Origin of the sequence: Hydrogenophaga sp. (assembly GCF_019264445.1) — a bacterium.
Lineage (GTDB): Bacteria > Pseudomonadota > Gammaproteobacteria > Burkholderiales > Burkholderiaceae_C > Hydrogenophaga.
Map to the genome: position 1 here is coordinate 57095 of NZ_JAHVAB010000079.1, position 18927 is coordinate 76021.

The window sequence follows — 18927 nt, forward strand, 5'->3', positions numbered from 1 at the left end:
GCTTTAGCGTCCTTCGGACTCATAGGTGGCGTTGCGGATGAAGCCGGTGGGATTTTGCAGCGCCGACATACCACCGTTTTGCCGGTGCTCGGCGAGCAGCTGTTCGAGGCGCGCATCTCGGATCAGGGTGCCCTGCCCCGTGTTCACCACCACAGCCGTGGCAGCAGGATCGCTGGACTTTGTCGAAGCCGCCAATGCCGGCGCGGAACCAGCCGGCACGGCTGCGATTTGCGGGGATGCATCGCCCCCCACGCCGCGAGGGGTGCTGCTGAGCACGCTCCAGCTCACAGCCATGACCGCTGCCAATGAAGCCAGCCCAGCGACCAGTTTCCACCGGAAGACCGCGTCATTCGCAGCAGGCGCCGATGGTGCAGCCAGATAGCGCGTTTCCCCTTTAGGGTTTGCGCGCGGCATCAGATGCAAGGGCGAGGCTTCCTGCTCCAGACGGCCGCGCACACCCGCCAGAAAATCGCTGGGGCGCACCAGGGACGCCAAAGGCGGCTCGCCACGCAACACATCGCCGATCAGCTGGTACGCGTGCCAGCTCTCCATCGCCTCGGGCTGGAGCTGGTCCAGCTTCAAGAACAGGCCGGGGAGTTCCCCGGCATCCAACTCACCATCAACCAAAGCAGACAGTGCTTCGTCCAGCAAAGGCGGTTCAGCGGCCTTCAGCCCTGCGGGGTTCGTGTTGACTTGTGCGGCATTCATGATGACTTCCTGAACTTCCCTAATCGCTGGGCTACCGGCAAGCTGCATTTCAGCGGCCAGCTTGAGCCCTTCTTACCAGCGTTTGCCCGTCTGGCGCTCGAGCATCGGCTTGATGCGCCCTGAAATGGCCTCGCGCGCCCGAAATATCCGGGAACGCACCGTACCGATGGGGCAATCGAGGGCTGTGGCAATTTCTTCATAGCTCATGCCCTCGATTTCCCGCAGGGTGATCGCCATGCGGAGCTCTTCGGGCAACGCATCCATCGCCGCGTTGACGGCTTGCGCGATTTCCTTGCTGGCCAGCACCGCTTCGGGCGTTTCGGTATCAGCCACACCAGAATTTAGTTCGCGTTCCGGCCCGGAAGTTTCATCATCGTCGCCGGATTTCATCTGCGACTGAAAAACCAGGGGGTCGCGCTTGAGCTCCATCAGCTGCTTTTTCGCAGTATTGACCGCGATGCGGTAGAGCCAGGTGTAGAACTGTGCGTCACCCCTGAATTGAGCCAACGCACGGTATGCCCGGATGAACGTCTCCTGGGCGATATCCTGAACCAGATCGGAATCGCGCACCATCCGACCGATTAGGCGCTCAACGCGCCGCTGGTACTTGACGACCAGCATCTCGAAGGCCCGCTGCTCGCCCGCAAGCGTGCGTTGCACCAACATGACGTCGCTGTCTGGCGGTGGCGGGGCGGTGTGGTCTTCGAGAGTCATGCGCGCGGAAATATAACCGACGCAACCTGTGCCACCGGAGCGCTCAAGCTCGTGCTGCCCACAGCGCACGGCGGAGCTCGGTCCAGTGCGCGGGGTCGCGGATGCGCTCCACCCAGACCCAGCGGGTGAGCGAGTCCGCATTGTGCAAGCGCAAAAGGAGGCAGACCTGTAGGTCCAGCACGAGCTCCACGCGCTCGATGGGCGCCCCCTCCGGACATGCGGCACTCAACCAATGCCACTGGCCTGGCATCGCGGCGACGGCGCGCCTTTCGGTCGCCCGCCAGGCAATCCGACCCTGCGGCGTACGCCGCCAGCTGCCGAGCGCGAACGCCACCCACATCAACCAGACGGCGCTCGCCATGCTCCCGGCCCATGTCGGCACGGGTGCATATATCCACCACGCTACCAGCACAAGCCCGCCCAACGCCGCGAGCGCTCCCAACAACCCAGCATATAAAGCGCAACGCCCCACCGGGAATATCACCGATGGGGCGTTGTGCATGGGTGCGCTTAAAGATAAAGACGGCCGGTACGTTCAGATGCGACGGAATACCAGCGTGCCGTTGGTACCGCCAAATCCGAAGTTGTTCTTGAGCGCCACATCCATCTTCACATCGCGTGCGACGTTGGCGCAATAGTCCAGGTCACATTCAGGATCCTGATTGAAGATGTTGATGGTGGGTGGCACCTTCTGATGGTGCAAAGCGAGCACGGTAAACACGGACTCGATGCCGCCAGCCCCACCCAGCAGGTGCCCCGTCATCGATTTCGTCGAGCTGACCAACATCCGTTTGGCGTGGTCGCCCAACGCCGCCTTGATCGCATTGGTTTCGTTGATGTCACCCAGCGGCGTCGACGTACCGTGCGCATTCAGGTAGTCGACCTCGTCCGGATTGACGCCAGCATTGCGCAAGGCCCCGAGCATGGCCCTGCGGGGGCCATCCATGTTCGGCGCGGTCATATGGCCTGCGTCGGCACTCATGCCAAACCCGCTCAATTCCGCATAAATCTTCGCACCGCGCGCCTTGGCGTGTTCGTACTCTTCAAGCACCATGACGCCAGCACCCTCGCCCAGCACGAACCCATCACGGTCCTTGTCCCAGGGTCGGGAGGCGGTTTTCGGGTCCTCATTGCGGGTGGACAGCGCGCGCATTGCAGCGAAGCCGCCGATCCCCAAGGGCGAAACCGTGGCCTCGGAGCCGCCCGCAATCATCACGTCGGCGTCGCCATATTCGATCATGCGCCCGGCCTCGCCAATGCAATGCAGGCCAGTGGTACAAGCTGTGACGATGGCAATGTTCGGGCCTTTAAACCCGAACTTCATCGACACGTGACCAGAGATCATGTTGATGATCGAGGCGGGCACGAAGAAAGGCGTGATCCTGCGAGGGCCCCGATTGGTCAGCTCGGCGTGTGTCTCCTCGATCAGAGGCAGACCACCGATACCGGAACCAATCACACAGCCTATACGGGTAGCCTGCTCATCGCCAAGCTGGTCGCCAGTTGGCAAGCCAGCGTCGGCCACAGCCTGCATGGACGCAGCGACTCCATAGTGAATGAAAGTGTCCATCGTCCGCGCTTCCTTCGCGGTGATGTACTCGTCCAGGTTGAACCCCTTGACCTCTCCTGCAAACTTGCAGGCGAAGTTCGACGCATCGAACTTTGTGATGAAGTCGATGCCGGATTGCCCAGCCAGGAGGTTGGCCCAGGAGTCGGCCACCGTGTTGCCCACGGGGCTGATACAACCCAGGCCGGTCACGACGACGCGGCGACGGCTCATCTGTGCTTCAGGCTTTCTGGTGAGCCAAGGCGTAATCGATGGCCTTTTGAACGGTGGTGATCTTCTCTGCTTCTTCGTCGGGAATTTCGATACCGAATTCGTCTTCCAGTGCCATCACCAGTTCAACCGTGTCCAGCGAATCAGCGCCCAGGTCGGCAACAAAGGCCTTTTCATTTGTGACCTGCCCCTCTTCCACACCGAGTTGTTCGGCAATGATTTTCTTCACACGTGCTTCGATATCGCTCATAGGTCCCTCTGAGGGTGGTTGAAATACAGACCGCCATTTTAGCCGCGCCGGGGTGGTGACCCCAGACGGCCCGCCGGGCGGCTGGCGCGGCGCAAAGGATTCGATGGATGCGGCGAGCGTCAGGACATGAACATGCCGCCATTGACGTGCAGCTCCTGTCCGGTGACGTATGCAGCCTGCGGGCTCGCCAGGTAAGACACAGCATGCGCAATGTCGGCGGGCTTGCCCAGGTGGCCCAGGGGAATCTGACCCAGCAGCGCCTTCTGCTGCTCTTCGGGCAGCGCTGCAGTCATATCGGTTTCAATAAAACCAGGCGCCACGCAATTGACCGTGATGTTGCGACTGCCCAACTCGCGCGCCAGCGCACGCGTCATGCCAGCCACACCGGCTTTGGCAGCCGCGTAGTTGGCCTGGCCGGCGTTACCCGACGCGCCCACCACACTCGTGATACTCACGATACGACCGTAGCGCTGCTTCATCATCGGACGGATGACCGCGCGACTCATGCGAAACACCGCCTTCAAGTTGGTGTCGAGCACCGCATCCCAGTCATCGTCCTTCAGGCGCATTGCCAGCATGTCGCGGGTGATGCCGGCGTTGTTGACCAACACATGAAGACCCCCGTGGGTTTTAACGATTTCGTCAATCAGTGCCTCGGCAGCCGCGGCGTCATTGACGTCCAGTTTGGCACCACGGCATTCGCCGCTCGCGCCAGGTGCCGCAGTAAGTGCTGCTCCAATCCGCGCCGCGCCATCTTCGCTCGTCGCCGTTCCGATCACGATCACGCCCCGATGGGCAAGCTCCAGTGCAATCGCTGCACCGATCCCGCGTGAAGCACCGGTGACCAGAGCCACTTGGCCCGCGAATTTGATTTCAGACATGGGGTACTCCAGCTTCAGGCAAGCAAGGCCTGGACCTCAGCCAATGTGGCGGGATCAAAGAGGGCGGCACTGGTCAGCGTGGGATCGATGCGCTTGATCATCGATGCGAGCACCTTGCGAGGGCCGCACTCGACCACGATATCCACGCCACTCGCCTTGATGGCACCGACACATTCGACCCAACGCACGGGCCCAAAGGCCTGCCGATAGAGCGCATCACGAATACGATCAGTATCGGATTCCGCAACGACATCAATATTGTTCAGCACCGGTATCTGCGGTGTCGCGAAGGCCGTGGCCGTGAGCTTTTCTTTCAGCTTTTCCGCTGCTGGCTTCATCAGACTGGAGTGAAAGGGTGCCGACACAGGCAAGGGCAGCGTGCGCTTGGCGCCCTGACCCTTGAGGACTTCACACGCCTTCTCCACAGCAGCCTTGCTGCCGGCAATCACAGTCTGCATCGGGTCGTTGTAGTTGACGGCTTCAACCACCTCGATGCTGCCGGGCCCGAAGCTCGCCTGAGCTTCACGACAACCCGCCACCACCGCATCCGCGCTCAGCCCCAGCACGGCAGCCATTGCACCCGCACCCGCTGGAACGGCATCCTGCATGGCCTGCGCACGGAAACGCACCAAGGGAGCAGCCTGCGCGAGCGTGAGCACACCCGAGGCCACCAAAGCGGCGTACTCGCCCAAAGAATGCCCTGCCATCACGGAAGGTACCGCGCCTCCTTCAGCACGCCAGACGCGCCAGGCGGCGATACCGGCAATCAGCATCACAGGCTGTGTATTGACCGTCATGGCCAACACGTCTGCGGGGCCTTCTTGAATCAGGCGGCCCACATCTTCGCCCAAGGCCTCCGAAGCCTCAGCCAAGGTGTCTCGCACCGCTGGGTGTTCGCCCCAGGCGTCCAGCATGCCCACGGCCTGTGAACCCTGGCCGGGGAATACAAAAGCAAAATTTTTCATGGCGTAATCAAAACGAGAGAGAGGTGCGCTTGGTCAGAAATCGAGCAACACAGAGCCCCAAGTGAAGCCTCCACCGACACCTTCCAGCATGACGGTGTCCCCTTTTTTGACCCGGCCAAGGCGCACTGCATGGTCGAGTGCCAGGGGAATCGAGGCGGCCGAGGTGTTGCCGTGCTGATCCACGGTCACAACCACTTTGTCCAGCGGCAGCTTGAGCTTGCGAGCCGTGCTGTGCATGATGCGGATGTTGGCCTGATGCGGGATCAACCAGTCAATATCTTGCGTGGTTTTCCCCGCCTTGGCGAGCGTGGCACGCGCGGTGTCTTCCAGCACACCGACGGCCAGCTTGAACACGGCCTGGCCGTCCATCTTGAGCAACGGGTCGCCGAGAATCTGCCCGCCGGACACGTGCCCGGGCACACACAGAATGCCCGTATGCTTGCCATCGGCATGAATATCCGTCGCGAGGATGCCAGGCACATCTGAGGACTCGAGCACCACCGCGCCAGCACCGTCTCCAAACAAGACACAGGTCGTGCGATCGTTGAAATCCAGCAAACGGCTGAAAATCTCACTGCCCACCACCAAGGCTTTGTTCGCTGTGCCAGAACGGATCAACGAATCGGCAACCGTCAGGGCATAAATGAAACCACTGCAAACGGCCTGGACGTCAAACACCGGACAACCTGCAATCCCCAGCTTGTGCTGAAGGATGGCCGCGGTAGACGGAAACACCATGTCTGGCGTGGACGTGGCCACAATAATCAAATCGATCTCTGAAGGCTCAACGCCTGCCGCAGTCATTGCCCGCTGAGAGGCTTCGACCGCCAGGTCGCTGGCGTAAACGCCCTCAGCCACGAAATGGCGTGCGCGTATGCCTGTGCGCTCGACGATCCACTCGTCGCTGGTGTCCACGCCACGCGGCGCCAGCATTGCGACCATGTCGGCGTTCGTCAACCTCTGGGGCGGCAGGGTGCTGCCGGTGCCTGTGATGCGGGCGTAGCGTGTCATGCAGACGGGTCGGGAAGATTCAGAGCGTTGGGATGCTTTTCAACTCGCTCGGCAAAGCATCGGGCGAGATCAGCGGCTTTGCGTGGGCGATACGCTCTCGAACATTGTTGAGCAGTTGATTGTGGGCCGCATCATAAGCCCGGGCCAGCGCCTGTTCAAAAGCGAACGCGTCGGCGGATCCATGGCTCTTGAAGACCAGACCTTGCAGACCCAGCAAGGCCGCACCGTTATACCGCCGGTGATCTACCCGATTTTTGAACGACTTTAGGACCGGATAAGCGATGATTGCACTCAATTTCCGGAACAAGCTCTTCGAGAACTCCTCACGGATGAAGCCACTGATCATGGATGCCAGGCCTTCACTTGCCTTCAACGCCACGTTGCCGACAAAGCCGTCGCACACCACGATGTCGGTCGTACCCTTGAAGATATCGTCACCCTCGACATTCCCAAAAAAATTCAAATCGCCGGTGTTGGCCGCATTTCGCAACAATACGCCCGCTTTTTTGATGACTTCACTGCCTTTGATCACCTCTTCGCCCACATTCAGCAGGCCCACGCTGGGCTCCGGCCGACCGGTGGCCGCCGCCACCAGCGCCGAGCCCATGACGGCAAACTGAAGAAGGTGCTCTGCGGAGCAATCGACATTGGCCCCAAGGTCCAGCACGGTGGTCGCCGTACCGCGGGCATTGGGCATCTGTGTGGCAATTGCAGGCCGGTCAATGCCATCCATGGTTTTCAGGACATACCGGGCAATCGCCATGAGCGCACCCGTATTGCCTGCAGACACGGCCGCCTGAGCCGCCCCGTCTTTCACTTGATTGATGGCAACGCGCATCGACGAATCTTTTTTTCGCCGCAATGCCACCTCCACAGGGTCATCCATGGTCACCAACTCGCTTGCGGGCACAACACTGCAGCGAACGTTGTTGAGCAACTGCGGCCAGGCTCGAAAAACGTCTGCCTTGCCCACGAGGAGCACTTGGGCCTGAGGGTGACTGGCGAGGAAAGCCGCACAAGCCGGCAGGGTGACCGCAGGCCCGACATCGCCCCCCATGCAATCCACTGCGATGGTGATCATGACAACACCCCGGATCGGACGCAGCACGCGCCCCGAGAATGAAAAAAGCCCGCATTTGGCATGCGGGCCTGTGACTTCATTGCCAGCCTGACCCCGTTCGCGACACCGCGGCGAGGCCAGTGGCAGCCCGTCATTTAGGCTTCAGACTTGTTTTTCAGCACCTGGCGGCCACGGTAGAAGCCGTTGGGGCTGATGTGGTGGCGCAGATGGGTTTCACCAGTGGTCGGCTCCACGGCAATACCGGGAACGTTCAGTGCATTGTGCGAGCGGTGCATGCCGCGCTTGGAGGGGGACTTTTTGTTTTGCTGAACAGCCATGGTGGGCTCCTGAAATCGGTAAGGTCAAACGGGGTGGCACAAACGGAGCGCCATTGTTGCCCCGTTCAACCGGTTGAGCGCCTGACCCGTCACGTCAACGTGCGAATGGATGCCAGCGCAAAGCCAAGGATTATAGCCCGAAGCCGCCGCCTCGCCAAAGTCACTTTTTCAGGCGCGCGAGATCGGCAAAAGGATTCTTGCGCGCAGCCGGGGCCTCATCGGATTCAGCAGAAAAGTCTTCTGATTGAAGCTTCACCGGCTGCGGGCAGTTCTCGTGCATGGGAACCAGCGGCAACTCCATGAGGAGTTCGTCTTCGAGCACATCGTGCAAGTTCGGCCGCGGCTCCAGCGCCAACAGGTCTTCTTCGCATTCATCGTCCTCAGCCGCAGCCGTTGCCTCGTCGGCTACAAAACGGTACCAACGGTCGACCGCCAACGGCGTATGAACAGGCCCCAGGCATCGCTGGCACGTCAAAGGGACAACCGTCGTCGCCTCCAGATGCAGCCAAACCGACGGTGCGCCACCGCTGTCAGCGGGCCTCATTTCACCGCGTGCCTGCCAGGTGACGCTGGAATGCGGCTCGGCGTCGTCGCTTGTCACGTCTGCATACAGACGCTCAAACTGAGGCAATTCTTCAGTGGCCGTCAAGCTGGCGCCTGCCTGGGCGAAAGCTCTGGCGTCGAGACGCTGCGGATTCCAGGCAGACTTTGAGGTGGATTTCATCCGGGCAGTGTAAAAGAATGCGGGGAGAATACCGGCATGAACGATGCTCCAGACATGCCCGCCACCGCCTCACGAGCCCTCATTCTGGGCTCGACGTCACGCTACCGCCATGAGCTGCTCTCCAGACTGCGGCTTCCCTTTGATGCGGTGGCACCACGCGTCGATGAAACCCCAAATCCGGGCGAGCAGCCGGCGGAACTCGCACGGAGACTGGCTTTGGAGAAGGCACGCGATGTGGCTCAACGGCACCCTCAAGCGGTCGTCATTGGCAGCGACCAGGTCGCGGACCTGAACGGTCAGCCACTTGGCAAACCTGGAACGCACGAACGTGCGGTCGAACAGTTGCGCCGTATGCGCGGCCAGACCGTGGTGTTTCAGACCGCATTGGCCGTGGTCTGCGAGGCGACGGGGTTCGAGCAATGCGATATGGCGGCGGTCAGCGTGGTGTTTCGCGACCTGAGCGACCGTGAGATCGAGCACTACCTGCGCACGGAACAACCCTATGACTGCGCAGGCAGCGCCAAGAGCGAGGGTCTGGGCATCGCGCTGCTGGAGCGCATTGACAACGACGATCCTACGGCCTTGGTGGGACTGCCTCTTATCCGGACCTGCCGCCTGATTCGAGCAGCTGGGGTGGAGATTCTGTGACGATGCACCCTGCCGCGCGCGGCACGCTTTATCTCGTACCGACGCCGCTGGACTTCGGCATCAAACAGGACGTGCCAGCCTCTGCGGGTGAATGGCTACCAGCAGAAACATGGATGACGGCAAGCCGTATCACCCACTGGATCACAGAAAACGCCAAGAGCACCCGTGCATTCCTCAAGCGTATCGACGCCGTGCATCCACTGGCCGCGCCACTGCAGGCGCAGCATGTGGTGGAACTGCCCAAGGCAGCGCACAAAAAAGGCGATCACGTCCCACATGCGGATGTGGATGCACAGGCCCGAGAACTGCTCTCACCTGCTGAGCTCGGGCACGACATGGGGTTGGTCAGTGAGGCAGGCATGCCAGCCATAGCGGATCCGGGCAGCTCCATTGTTCGCGCCGCACACACGCTGGGGGTGCGCGTGGTGCCGCTCACGGGCCCCATTTCGCTGATGCTGGCACTCGCGGCCAGCGGCCTGAACGGACAGAGCTTCGCCTTCGTCGGGTACGTGCCCCAAGACACGCTTGAGCGCGCCCAAAGGCTCAAAGAGCTTGAATCCCTCGCACTGAAAACCGGTCAGACGCAAATCGTCATTGAGACGCCGTACCGCAACGCCGCGCTGCTTCAAGGCATGCTCCAAACCTTGCACCCGCACACGCGCCTGGCGGTGTGCGGCGCACTCACGCTGCCTCAGCAGGTCTGCCGCAGTGCGCTCGTCAACGACTGGAAACGAGACCCACGTCTGGCGGCCAGCCTGCCGCTCGAAGCCCCTTGCGTTTTCCTGCTGGGACGCTGAGTCCGCGCGCTCAGACCGCCAGACGCTTGAGGTGCGCACGCACCGAGCCGCTGAGCTCCGCGTTGGCCAATGCAAGATCGATCGTGGCTTCCAGAAAGCCTTCCTTGCTGCCACAGTCGTAGCGCTTGCCGTCGTAGCGGAAGGCCTGCACTTTCTCCGTACCGATCAAGTCCGCAATGCCATCGGTGAGCTGGATTTCGCCGCCGGCGCCACGCGGTTGACGGCGAATACTTTCGAAGACGCCCGGCGTGAGGATGTAGCGCCCCGCCACCGCGAGGGTCGACGGAGCCACTTCAGGGGCCGGCTTCTCGACCATCGCAAACACCTCAGCAAGTGCCTGGTTGGCGCCATGGACGTCCACCACACCATACCTGCGCGTCTCGGCACGCGGCACGTCCTGCACGGCGAGCACAGTGCCCGGGCTGGACTCATAAGCCTGCACCATCTGCTGCAGCACGGTCGGCCCACCTTGTCCCTGGTCCTTGCCCATCATCAGGTCGTCTGCCAGCAGCACGGCAAAAGGCTCATTGCCGACCAGGCGTTCGGCACACAGCACGGCATGACCCAAGCCCAACGCGCGTGGCTGACGCACGTACACGCAGTCCATGTCTTCGGGCTTGATGGAGTGCACCAACTCGAGCAGCGCTGATTTACCGGCCGCTTCCAGCTCCATCTCGAGTTCGTAAGCGGTGTCGAAGTGATCTTCGATCGAGCGCTTGTGGCGGCCCGTGACGAAGATCATTTCGCGGATACCAGCCGCGTAAGCTTCCTCCACGGCGTATTGCATGAGCGGTTTGTCGACCACCGGCAGCATTTCCTTCGGGATGGCTTTGGTGGCTGGGAGGAAGCGGGTACCCAGGCCACCCACAGGAAATACGGCTTTTCGGATTGTCATGTTGGCTTGCGCTCGCGCGTTCGTGAAGAAAGACGCAACATATTAAACGCCAACGTGCCGGCGTCCATCGAAAGGCTACACTGCAGCGGATTGAAGGCGGGGCGAAGCCCCAAATACTCCACATCCAACGCGCATGAGCATCACCCCCGTCATCCTTTGCGGAGGCTCAGGCACCCGCCTGTGGCCGCTGAGCCGTCAGAGTTTTCCCAAACAGTTTGTGCCCCTTGTCGGCAACAAGAGCCTGCTGCAACTGACACTGGACCGACTCGCCTGGTGTGACAACCCCGTCATTTGTGTGGCCGCCGAAGACCATCGCTTTCTGGTGGCCGATGCGATTGAAGCGGAAAACGTGCCGGGCCAGGTGCTGCTGGAGCCCGCCGCGCGCAACACGGCCGCTGCGATGGCCTTGGCAGCATTGCTTGCCCGTGCGGCAAACAACGCCGACCCGCTCCTGCTGTTCTGCCCCTCAGACCACCACATACCCGATGCGGCCGCCTTCGCCAAAACCATTCGCGAAGGTGTTCCGGCGGCTGAGGCGGGTGCCATCGTCACCTTTGGTGTGGTGCCCAGCTTCCCCAGCAGTGCTTACGGCTACATCCAGCAGGGAGATGAGCGGGCAGATGGCAGCCGCCAGGTGGCGCGCTTCATCGAAAAGCCCGCTCCGGCCGCGGCGCAGGCCCTGCTGCTGCAGGGCCATGTGCTGTGGAACGCGGGCATCTTTTTGACCCGGGCCAGCACACTGCTCGCAGCGCTGGCGCAACACGCTGCCGACATCCTGCAGTCGTGCGAAAACGCGATGGCAGCGCCGCGCGAGGACACGGTGGGTCAAATCCACTTTGTGCGGCCGCAGGCCGAACCGTTCTTGTCCTGCCGATCGCAGAGCATCGATTACGCGGTCATGGAGCCCCACGACAATGTGGCGGTGGTCCCCTTCCAGGGACAGTGGAGCGACGTCGGAAGCTGGAACGCCGTGGCCGAACTCACCGATGCCGACGATGCGGGCAACCGCATCACCGGGCAGGGGCATGCGCTGAACGCGCGCAACACCTTCATCCACGCGCCGGGCCGAACAGTGGTGGCGCTCGGCACACAAGACCTTCTGATCATCGACACGCCAGACGCCTTGCTGGTCGCCCAACGCGACCATGCCGAACAGGTGAAAGACGTGGTGGCCCATCTCGCACAGCGACAGATTCCCCAGGCCGCCATGCACCGGCGCGTGGCCCGTCCCTGGGGTTGGTACGACAGTGTCGACATGGGCGAGCGGTTCCAGGTCAAACGCATCGGCGTCAAACCCGGTGCCTCCCTTAGCCTGCAGAAGCACCATCACCGCGCCGAGCACTGGATCATTGTCAAGGGGACCGCAGAGGTCACGCGGGGCCAGGAGGTCTACCTGCTCTCTGAAAACCAGTCCACCTATATTCCCATCGGCGAAGTGCACCGGCTGCACAACCCCGGGAAGATGGTGCTGGAGATGATCGAGGTGCAATCGGGCAGCTACCTGGGCGAAGACGACATTGTTCGGCTCGAGGACATCTATGGCCGCCAGCCCGAACCTGCCAAAAAATGAGGCCATGAAGATTCTGCTCACCGGAGGCGCGGGCTACATCGGCAGCCACACCGCCGTGGCCTTGATCGAGGCAGGCTTCGAGCCCGTGGTGCTCGACAACTTTGCCAACAGCCATCCGCTGGTGCTGGATCGCCTGGCGCGCATCACAGGCCGGCCGGTGTCTCTGGAGCGCGGTGACGTGCTGGACACCGCGTGGCTGCAAGATGTGCTGCGCCGCCACAGGCCCGTCGGGGTGATTCACTTCGCGGGAGACAAAGCGGTGGGCGAAAGCGTGGCCCAGCCCCTCAAGTACTTCCACAACAACATCGGCGGTGCAGTCAGCCTGATGCGTGCAATGAGCGCGGTGCACGCCGAGGACACCACCCTGACGCCCACACTGGTGTTCTCCAGCAGCGCCACCGTGTATGGCGACCCGGCTTCAGTGCCCATCACCGAGAGCTTCCCGCGAAGCCACACCAACCCATACGGTCACAGCAAGCTGGTCATTGAAGACATGCTGGCGGCGGTATGCGCTGCCAACCCGGCGTGGCGGGTGGGCACCCTGCGTTACTTCAATCCGGTGGGCGCACACCCCAGCGGTCTGATGGGCGAAGACCCCAGCGGCATTCCCAACAACCTGATGCCGTACGTGGCTCAGGTGGCCGTGGGGCAGCGCGAGCACCTCAACGTGTACGGCAACGACTACCCCACGCCCGATGGCACAGGTGTGCGCGACTACATCCACGTGCAGGACCTGGCCGCCGGACATGTGGCAGCGATCCAGGCCTTGCTGGGCCGGAGCGAGAGCTTCACCGTGAATCTGGGCACTGGCCAAGGGCACAGCGTGCTGGACGTTGTGCACGCATTCGAAAAGGCCAGTGGACGCCCCATTCCCTACCAGATCGCACCGCGCCGTGCGGGCGACGTGGCGCAATGCTGGGCCGATCCGGCATTGGCCTTGCGCCTGCTGGGTTGGCAGGCGAAGCACTCGCTGGATGAAATGTGCGCCGACACCTGGCGCTGGCAGAGCGCCAACCCCACGGGCTACAGGGGTTGAGAACGGCGGGCTGCTGCGCCCGCCGGATTCGCGTTACTTGAGCTGAACGCCCGCTGCGCGGGCTGCCAGGAACATGCCTTCACCCATGCTGGCGCCAAAGCGCTTGGCCAGGCGCAGGCCCACGTTTTCACGGCGGGTGTAGTCCACGATCTCCTCGGCCTTGATGACCTCGCGCGCCACGTAGTCCAGGTTGCCCAGACCGTCGGCCAGGCCCAGAGCGACCGCCTGTTGACCATTCCACACCAGCCCGCTGAACGTATCGCTGGTCTCTTTCAGGCGCGTACCGCGCCCTTTTTTCACCACCTCGATGAACTGGGTATGGATTTCGCCGAGCATGTTCTGGATGTAGGCACGTTGAGCCTCGTCCTGCGGGCTGAAGGGATCCAGCATGGCCTTGTTGGCACCGGCGGTGACCAGTCGGCGTTCAATCCCAAGCTTGTCCATCAGCCCTGTAAAACCGAAGCCATCCATGAGAACACCAATGCTGCCCACCAGGCTGGCCTTGTCGACGTAGATGTCGTCGGCGGCGGCAGCGATGTAGTACGCGGCAGACGCGCAGGTTTCTTCAACCACCGCGTACACCTTCTTGTTGTGCAGGGCCTTGAGGCGCGTGATTTCGTCGTTGATGATGCCGGCCTGTACCGGGCTGCCACCGGGCGAGTTGATCAGCAACACCACCGCCTGCGCGCCTTCGTCCTCGAATGCGGACCGCAGCGAAGCCACCACATACTCTGCGCTGGCCTCCGCCCCGCTCGCGATCTCGCCCTTGATGTCCACCACCGCCGTGTGGGGCGTGCTGACCGTCGTGGTCGTGTTGCTGGTGTAGGCAAACCAGGCGATCGCGCCAAAGATGGCGAGCCAGAGCAGCCGGCTGAACATCTTCCAGCGGCGCGCAGACTGCTGTTCACGGATGGTCGCGAAGACCAGCTTTTCCAGTGTGGCGCGCTCCCAGGCGACGCTCTGTGTGCGATCGCTGGAGGCGTGGGCGGACGGGCTGGACAGGTCGTCGTTCATGGTTCAAGGCTCTCAGAATTCAAGGGGTTTGAGGTGGTATTGTGACCGCCAGTGCACCACGCCGTCGTGCTCGACCAGCTCGATCTTGACCAGCCCGCCCCGGCATGGCCCGCCGCTGCAGGCACCGGTGTCCGGGGCATAAACGGCACCGTGGGTGGCGCACAACAGCCATTGGCCGCTGTCGTCGAAGAATCGGTCAGGCTGCCAGTCCATTTCCATGGCCACGTGGGCACACCGGTTCAGGTACGCATGCGGCTGTCCCCGGTAGCGCACGGCAAACGCCCGGCAGGTCTGGCCAGCGTACACCACGTCGAACGACACCGCCCGCCCCCCGTTGACCAGGTCCCTGCTGTTGCACAGTGGGTAGACCGGATCGTCGGCGGGGATGGTCATGATGGCCTCAGGCGTGCGCGTTGAGCCAGTCGTGCAACTCGCGCACCGAATGCGCGATGTGCAACGGGTTGAGGACGGCAAAGCTGTCAGGCTCGTGGGCGCCGTAGCTCACCCCCACGCTGGCGCATCCCGCGTTCACCGCCATTTGCAGGTCATGTGTGGTGTCGCCAATCATGAGCGTGCGCTCCGGCGCAACGCCGAACTCACGCATGAGTTCGTGCAGCATGCGCGGGTGGGGTTTGCCTGCGGTTTCATCGGCCGTGCGCGACCCATCGAACACGCCCTGCAGCTCCACGGTGCGCAACACCTCGTTGAGGCCCTGACGGCTTTTGCCGGTGGCCACCGTGAGCCAGTGCTGCCGCTGCTTGAGTTCGGCCAGCAGGGGCAGCACGCCCTCAAACAGACTGAGCTCGTGCTGCTGTGCAATGTAATGGTGCCGGTAGCGCTGCCCCAGCTCCGGGTACTTTTCAGGAGGCACATCGGGTGCGGCGTGCGCCAGCGCCTGCATGAGCCCCATGCCGATGACGTAGCTGGCGGCCTCGCGCGACGGCGGCGCCCCTCCCACATCGACGACGGCTGCCTGGATGCAGCGCGTGATGAGCGCCGTGGAATCGAACAGGGTACCGTCCCAGTCGAAAGCGATGAGGTCGAATTGGCGTGCACGCATGGGTTCAGTGGGCCGCCAGCGTCTGCGCGTGGTGGCGCAGATGGTCTTCAACAAAGGTGGCAATGAAGAAGTAACCGTGGTCGTAGCCTTCGTGTCGGCGCAGCGTCAGCGCTTGCCCTGCCCGCTTGCAGGCCGCCTCAAACAAGTGCGGGTGCAACTGGGCAGCCAGAAAGTTGTCCGCCAGGCCTTGATCGATCAAGAGCGGCGGCACCTTGCGCCCGGCTTTCACGAGCTCCGTGGCATCGTGCTCCGCCCAGGCGGCGCGGTCGTCGCCCAGATAACCGGTGAACGCCTTTTCGCCCCAAGGGCACTGGGTGGGCGCGGCAATGGGGGCTAAGGCCGACACGCTTTGAAAAAGTGAGGGGTGGCGCAAGGCCAGCGTGAGTGCGCCGTGCCCGCCCATGGAGTGGCCGAACACCCCCACACGGTCGGCGCGCGCCGCAAAGCTCGAGAGCACACACTCACGCAGCTCCTGGGTGATCCAGCTCTCCATGCGGAAGTGCTTCGCCCAGGGGGCCTGCGTGGCATCGAGGTAGAAGCCGGCACCGTGGCCGAAATCCCACGCGGCGCTGGCGCCTTCAATGCCGGTGTCGCGCGGACTGGTATCGGGCGTCACCAGCATGAGTCCTAGCTCGGCGGCAACGCGCTGCGCACCCGCCTTGATGGCAAAGGTTTCCTCGGTGCAAGTGAGTCCCGCGAGGAAAAACAACACCGGTACCGGCCCCTGCGCAGCCTGCGGTGGCACGAACACGCCGAACTTCATGGGCAAGCCGATCACCGCCGACGCATGCCGGTAATAGCCCTGTACGCCGCAAAAGCAGCGGTGCTCGCTGAGCGTCTCCAGCGCCATCAGAACTCCACCACCGCGCGGATGGATTCGCCGCGCTTCATGAGCGCGAAGCCTTCGTTGATGTCGGCCAGCTTGAGCTTGTGGGTGATCAGGTCGTCGATGTTGATCTTGCCTTCCATGTACCAGTCAACGATCTTGGGCACGTCGGTGCGGCCGCGCGCGCCACCAAAGGCCGAGCCTTCCCACTTGCGACCGGTCACGAGCTGGAACGGGCGGGTGCTGATTTCAGCGCCCGCTTCTGCCACACCAATGATGATGCTGCGGCCCCAGCCTTTGTGCGTGCACTCCAGCGCCTGGCGCATGACCTGCGTGTTGCCGATGCACTCGAAGCTGTAGTCGGCACCGCCGTCGGTGAGCTGAACGATGGCGTCGACCACGTTCTCGGTGTTCTTCGGATTGATGAAGTGCGTCATGCCGAACTGGCGCGCCATGGCTTCGCGCTCGGGGTTCAAGTCGACGCCAATGATCTTGTCCGCGCCCACCATCTTGGCGCCCTGGATCACGTTCAGGCCAATGCCACCCAGACCGAACACCACCACGTTGGCGCCCGCCTCCACCTTGGCGGTGAAGATCACCGCACCGATGCCGGTGGTCACACCGCAACCGATGTAGCAGACCTTGTCAAAGGGCGCGTCTTCGCGGATCTTGGCCAGGGAGATTTCAGGCGCCACCGTGTAGTTGCTGAACGTGCTGGTGCCCATGTAATGGAAGATGGGCTTGCCGTCGATGCTGAAGCGGCTGGTGGCATCGGGCATCAGCCCTTTGCCTTGGGTGCCGCGAATCAGCTGGCAGAGGTTGGTCTTGCGGCTCAGGCAGAACTTGCACTGGCGGCATTCCGGCGTGTAGAGCGGAATGACGTGGTCGCCCTTCTTGAGCGAGGTCACGCCGGGTCCGACGTCCACCACGATGCCGGCGCCTTCATGACCCAGGATCGCCGGGAAGATGCCCTCGGGGTCGGCGCCGGAGAGCGTGTAGTAGTCGGTGTGGCAGATGCCTGTGGCCTTGATTTCGACCAGCACTTCGCCGAACTTCGGACCCTGCAGGTCCACGGTTTCGATGGTGAGGGGTTGGCCTGCTTTCCAGGCCACGGCGGCTTGCGTTTTCATGGTGTGCTCTGCTCGAAGGTAGTGAAATCGGTCACGAGGTTACCGCAGATCAAATACCTTCATGTGGCGCCCGATGAACCCATCGCGCCCCTGCGCCAAGCGCAACCAGGCCGCGCCGGCCTCACTCCACCTTGGCGCCCGCCTTGAACCACTGCCCGATCAGCGCGCGCTCTTCCTCCGTCAGGCCGGTGGCGTTGTTCATGGGCATGGCGCGGGTGACCACCGCCTGCTGATACACCGCCTGGGCGTGCTGCTTGAGGGCATCAGGCGAATCAAGCCGAACGTTTTTGGACTGCAGCGCTTCCCCGTGGCACATGGTGCAACGTTGCTCGATCACAGGCTTGATCTGCGCATAGCTCACGGTGGCAGGCACCGCCACCGCCTGCACCGGCGCGGGCCTGAGCCAGACGATGAGGGCCAGCAGCGCCACCACACCCGCCACGGCGTAGGGCCAGGGGTGCTTGTTGCGGCCCAGCTTGTAGCCGTGGCGCATGACGAAGAACTGGCGGATGGCAGCGCCGGCGAACATCATGCCGATGAGGATCAACCAGTTCTGGGGGTGTGAGTAGGTGAAGCTGTAGTGGTTGCTCAGCATGGCAAACACCACCGGCAGCGTGAAGTACGTGTTGTGCACGCTGCGCTGCTTGCCGCGCTTGCCGTGGATGGGGTCCACAGGGCGGCCTGCCTTGAGGTCGGCCACCACCGTGCGCTGGCCCGGGATGATCCAGAAGAACACGTTGGCGCTCATGGCGGTGGCGAGCATCGCACCCATCAGCAGGAACGCCGCGCGCCCGGCAAACAACTGGGTCGCCAGCCACGCGGCAAAGCACACCAGCACGAGCACCAGCGCCCCCACCTTGGCGTCACCGTTGTCCTTTTGACCCAGCGTGCGGCAGATGGCGTCGTACAGCAACCAGAACACCACCAGGAATGCCAGCGCGGTGGCAATGGCCGCAGCCGGCGACCACACGAACACCTTCGGGTCGATCAGGTAGACGCTCGGGCTCCAGAGGTAGGAAATGAGAAAGAGCGCGAAGCCCGAGAGCCAGGTGGAGTAGCTCTCCCAGTAGAACCAGTGCAGGTGCTCGGGCAGCTTCGGCGGCGACACCGCGAACTTCACGGGGTGGTAGAAGCCGCCACCGTGCAGCGCCCAGAGCTCACCGCTCACGCCGTCTTTCTTGAGTTGCTCGTCTTGCGGCGGCGTCAGGCTGCTGTCCAGAAAGACGAAGTAGAAGGACGAGCCAATCCAGGCGATGGCCACGATGACGTGCAGCCAGCGAAGCAGCAGATTGGCCCAGTCGAGCAGGTAGGTTTCCATGGCACCTCAATGCAAGGTCAGAACTTGCGACTCACCACCGCGGGCGCTCTGAGTCGTCTGAGGGCCGCGCATGGGCGTGGAGTTTCCACACCCAGCTCCGCTGCGACCGGATCGCCAAAGTGTATACACTTTCTGAAGACAACCGCTGCCGGGTTAACCCTGAGCCCTCGCCTGTTGGCAAGCACGTGTCGTGCCACCCTGTCCC

General features: G+C 62.6%; 22 protein-coding genes. 4 read left to right on the forward strand and 18 right to left on the reverse strand.

Annotated elements, in window-relative coordinates:
* Nucleotides 1–3: 3 nt before the first annotated feature.
* From KXJ60_RS18060 to KXJ60_RS18110, 11 genes are all read right to left on the reverse strand, one after another.
* Entirely contained in the window at nt 4–708 is a 705-nt protein-coding gene (locus tag KXJ60_RS18060; protein ID WP_291131152.1) for a sigma-E factor negative regulatory protein, read from the reverse strand.
* A 72-nt stretch (nt 709–780) separates the two neighbouring features.
* Complete coding sequence (gene rpoE / locus KXJ60_RS18065) at nt 781–1422, reverse strand: RNA polymerase sigma factor RpoE (protein WP_291131154.1); 642 nt, start codon at nt 1420–1422, stop codon at nt 781–783.
* Between the two features lie 43 nt (nt 1423–1465).
* Nucleotides 1466–1783 (reverse strand): hypothetical protein, encoded by a 318-nt coding sequence (locus tag KXJ60_RS18070; RefSeq protein ID WP_291131156.1) that lies wholly within the window; start codon nt 1781–1783, stop codon nt 1466–1468.
* Between the two features lie 174 nt (nt 1784–1957).
* Nucleotides 1958–3202 carry a beta-ketoacyl-ACP synthase II gene (fabF, locus tag KXJ60_RS18075; RefSeq protein ID WP_291131158.1) on the reverse strand — a complete coding sequence of 415 codons (1245 nt, stop codon included), beginning with the start codon at nt 3200–3202 and terminating at the stop codon, nt 1958–1960.
* Nucleotides 3203–3209: 7 nt separating this feature from the next.
* Nucleotides 3210–3449: an acyl carrier protein gene (gene acpP / locus KXJ60_RS18080; protein ID WP_204733718.1), complete on the reverse strand. Its 240-nt coding sequence runs from the start codon at nt 3447–3449 to the stop codon at nt 3210–3212.
* A 119-nt stretch (nt 3450–3568) separates the two neighbouring features.
* Entirely contained in the window at nt 3569–4330 is a 762-nt protein-coding gene (gene fabG, locus KXJ60_RS18085) for a 3-oxoacyl-ACP reductase FabG (protein ID WP_291131161.1), read from the reverse strand.
* 14 nt (nt 4331–4344) lie between these two features.
* The gene (fabD, locus tag KXJ60_RS18090) at nt 4345–5295 is read right to left on the reverse strand and encodes an ACP S-malonyltransferase (protein WP_291131163.1); all 951 of its coding nucleotides are present in this window, start codon (nt 5293–5295) and stop codon (nt 4345–4347) included.
* Nucleotides 5296–5328: 33 nt separating this feature from the next.
* Complete coding sequence (locus KXJ60_RS18095) at nt 5329–6306, reverse strand: beta-ketoacyl-ACP synthase III (RefSeq protein ID WP_291131165.1); 978 nt, start codon at nt 6304–6306, stop codon at nt 5329–5331.
* Between the two features lie 19 nt (nt 6307–6325).
* Nucleotides 6326–7387, reverse strand: coding sequence for a phosphate acyltransferase PlsX (gene plsX / locus KXJ60_RS18100; RefSeq protein ID WP_291131167.1), 1062 nt, complete (start codon nt 7385–7387; stop codon nt 6326–6328).
* A gap of 134 nt (nt 7388–7521) precedes the next feature.
* Nucleotides 7522–7704: a 50S ribosomal protein L32 gene (gene rpmF / locus KXJ60_RS18105; RefSeq protein ID WP_005794249.1), complete on the reverse strand. Its 183-nt coding sequence runs from the start codon at nt 7702–7704 to the stop codon at nt 7522–7524.
* A gap of 160 nt (nt 7705–7864) precedes the next feature.
* Nucleotides 7865–8428 (reverse strand): DUF177 domain-containing protein, encoded by a 564-nt coding sequence (locus KXJ60_RS18110; protein ID WP_291131169.1) that lies wholly within the window; start codon nt 8426–8428, stop codon nt 7865–7867.
* 36 nt (nt 8429–8464) lie between these two features.
* Between KXJ60_RS18110 and KXJ60_RS18115 the strand changes: the two genes are divergently transcribed.
* Both KXJ60_RS18115 and KXJ60_RS18120 read left to right on the forward strand, forming a co-directional pair.
* On the forward strand, nt 8465–9076 hold the full coding sequence (locus tag KXJ60_RS18115) for a Maf family nucleotide pyrophosphatase (RefSeq protein ID WP_291131171.1): 612 nt from the start codon (nt 8465–8467) through the stop codon (nt 9074–9076).
* A 2-nt stretch (nt 9077–9078) separates the two neighbouring features.
* On the forward strand, nt 9079–9873 hold the full coding sequence (locus KXJ60_RS18120; protein WP_291131173.1) for an SAM-dependent methyltransferase: 795 nt from the start codon (nt 9079–9081) through the stop codon (nt 9871–9873).
* Between the two features lie 10 nt (nt 9874–9883).
* Here KXJ60_RS18120 and galU read toward each other — a convergent pair whose 3' ends face one another.
* Nucleotides 9884–10768: a UTP--glucose-1-phosphate uridylyltransferase GalU gene (gene galU, locus KXJ60_RS18125; RefSeq protein WP_291131175.1), complete on the reverse strand. Its 885-nt coding sequence runs from the start codon at nt 10766–10768 to the stop codon at nt 9884–9886.
* A 133-nt stretch (nt 10769–10901) separates the two neighbouring features.
* Here galU and KXJ60_RS18130 point away from each other — a divergent pair, with 133 nt between their 5' ends.
* Together KXJ60_RS18130 and galE are read left to right on the forward strand one after the other, a co-directional pair.
* Nucleotides 10902–12338 carry a mannose-1-phosphate guanylyltransferase/mannose-6-phosphate isomerase gene (locus KXJ60_RS18130; RefSeq protein WP_291131177.1) on the forward strand — a complete coding sequence of 479 codons (1437 nt, stop codon included), beginning with the start codon at nt 10902–10904 and terminating at the stop codon, nt 12336–12338.
* A gap of 4 nt (nt 12339–12342) precedes the next feature.
* Nucleotides 12343–13374 (forward strand): UDP-glucose 4-epimerase GalE, encoded by a 1032-nt coding sequence (gene galE / locus KXJ60_RS18135; protein ID WP_291131179.1) that lies wholly within the window; start codon nt 12343–12345, stop codon nt 13372–13374.
* Nucleotides 13375–13407: 33 nt separating this feature from the next.
* On the opposite strand, the gene KXJ60_RS18140 is transcribed toward galE, so the two are convergent.
* The 6 genes from KXJ60_RS18140 to KXJ60_RS18165 all read right to left on the reverse strand — a co-directional run bounded on the left by KXJ60_RS18140 (nt 13408) and on the right by KXJ60_RS18165 (nt 18722).
* Entirely contained in the window at nt 13408–14388 is a 981-nt protein-coding gene (locus tag KXJ60_RS18140) for a S49 family peptidase (protein WP_291131181.1), read from the reverse strand.
* Nucleotides 14389–14400: 12 nt separating this feature from the next.
* Nucleotides 14401–14781, reverse strand: a complete 381-nt coding sequence (locus KXJ60_RS18145) for a Rieske 2Fe-2S domain-containing protein (protein WP_291131183.1) — start codon at nt 14779–14781, stop codon at nt 14401–14403.
* A gap of 7 nt (nt 14782–14788) precedes the next feature.
* The gene (locus tag KXJ60_RS18150; protein ID WP_291131185.1) at nt 14789–15448 is read right to left on the reverse strand and encodes an HAD-IA family hydrolase; all 660 of its coding nucleotides are present in this window, start codon (nt 15446–15448) and stop codon (nt 14789–14791) included.
* A 4-nt stretch (nt 15449–15452) separates the two neighbouring features.
* On the reverse strand, nt 15453–16298 hold the full coding sequence (gene fghA, locus KXJ60_RS18155) for an S-formylglutathione hydrolase (RefSeq protein ID WP_291131187.1): 846 nt from the start codon (nt 16296–16298) through the stop codon (nt 15453–15455).
* A complete protein-coding gene (locus KXJ60_RS18160) occupies nt 16298–17404 on the reverse strand; it encodes an S-(hydroxymethyl)glutathione dehydrogenase/class III alcohol dehydrogenase (RefSeq protein WP_291131189.1) in 1107 nt (368 codons plus the stop codon). Before KXJ60_RS18160 ends, fghA begins: the two co-directional genes overlap by 1 nt.
* A gap of 121 nt (nt 17405–17525) precedes the next feature.
* Nucleotides 17526–18722, reverse strand: a complete 1197-nt coding sequence (locus KXJ60_RS18165) for a urate hydroxylase PuuD (protein ID WP_291131191.1) — start codon at nt 18720–18722, stop codon at nt 17526–17528.
* Between the last annotated feature and the right edge of the window lie 205 nt (nt 18723–18927).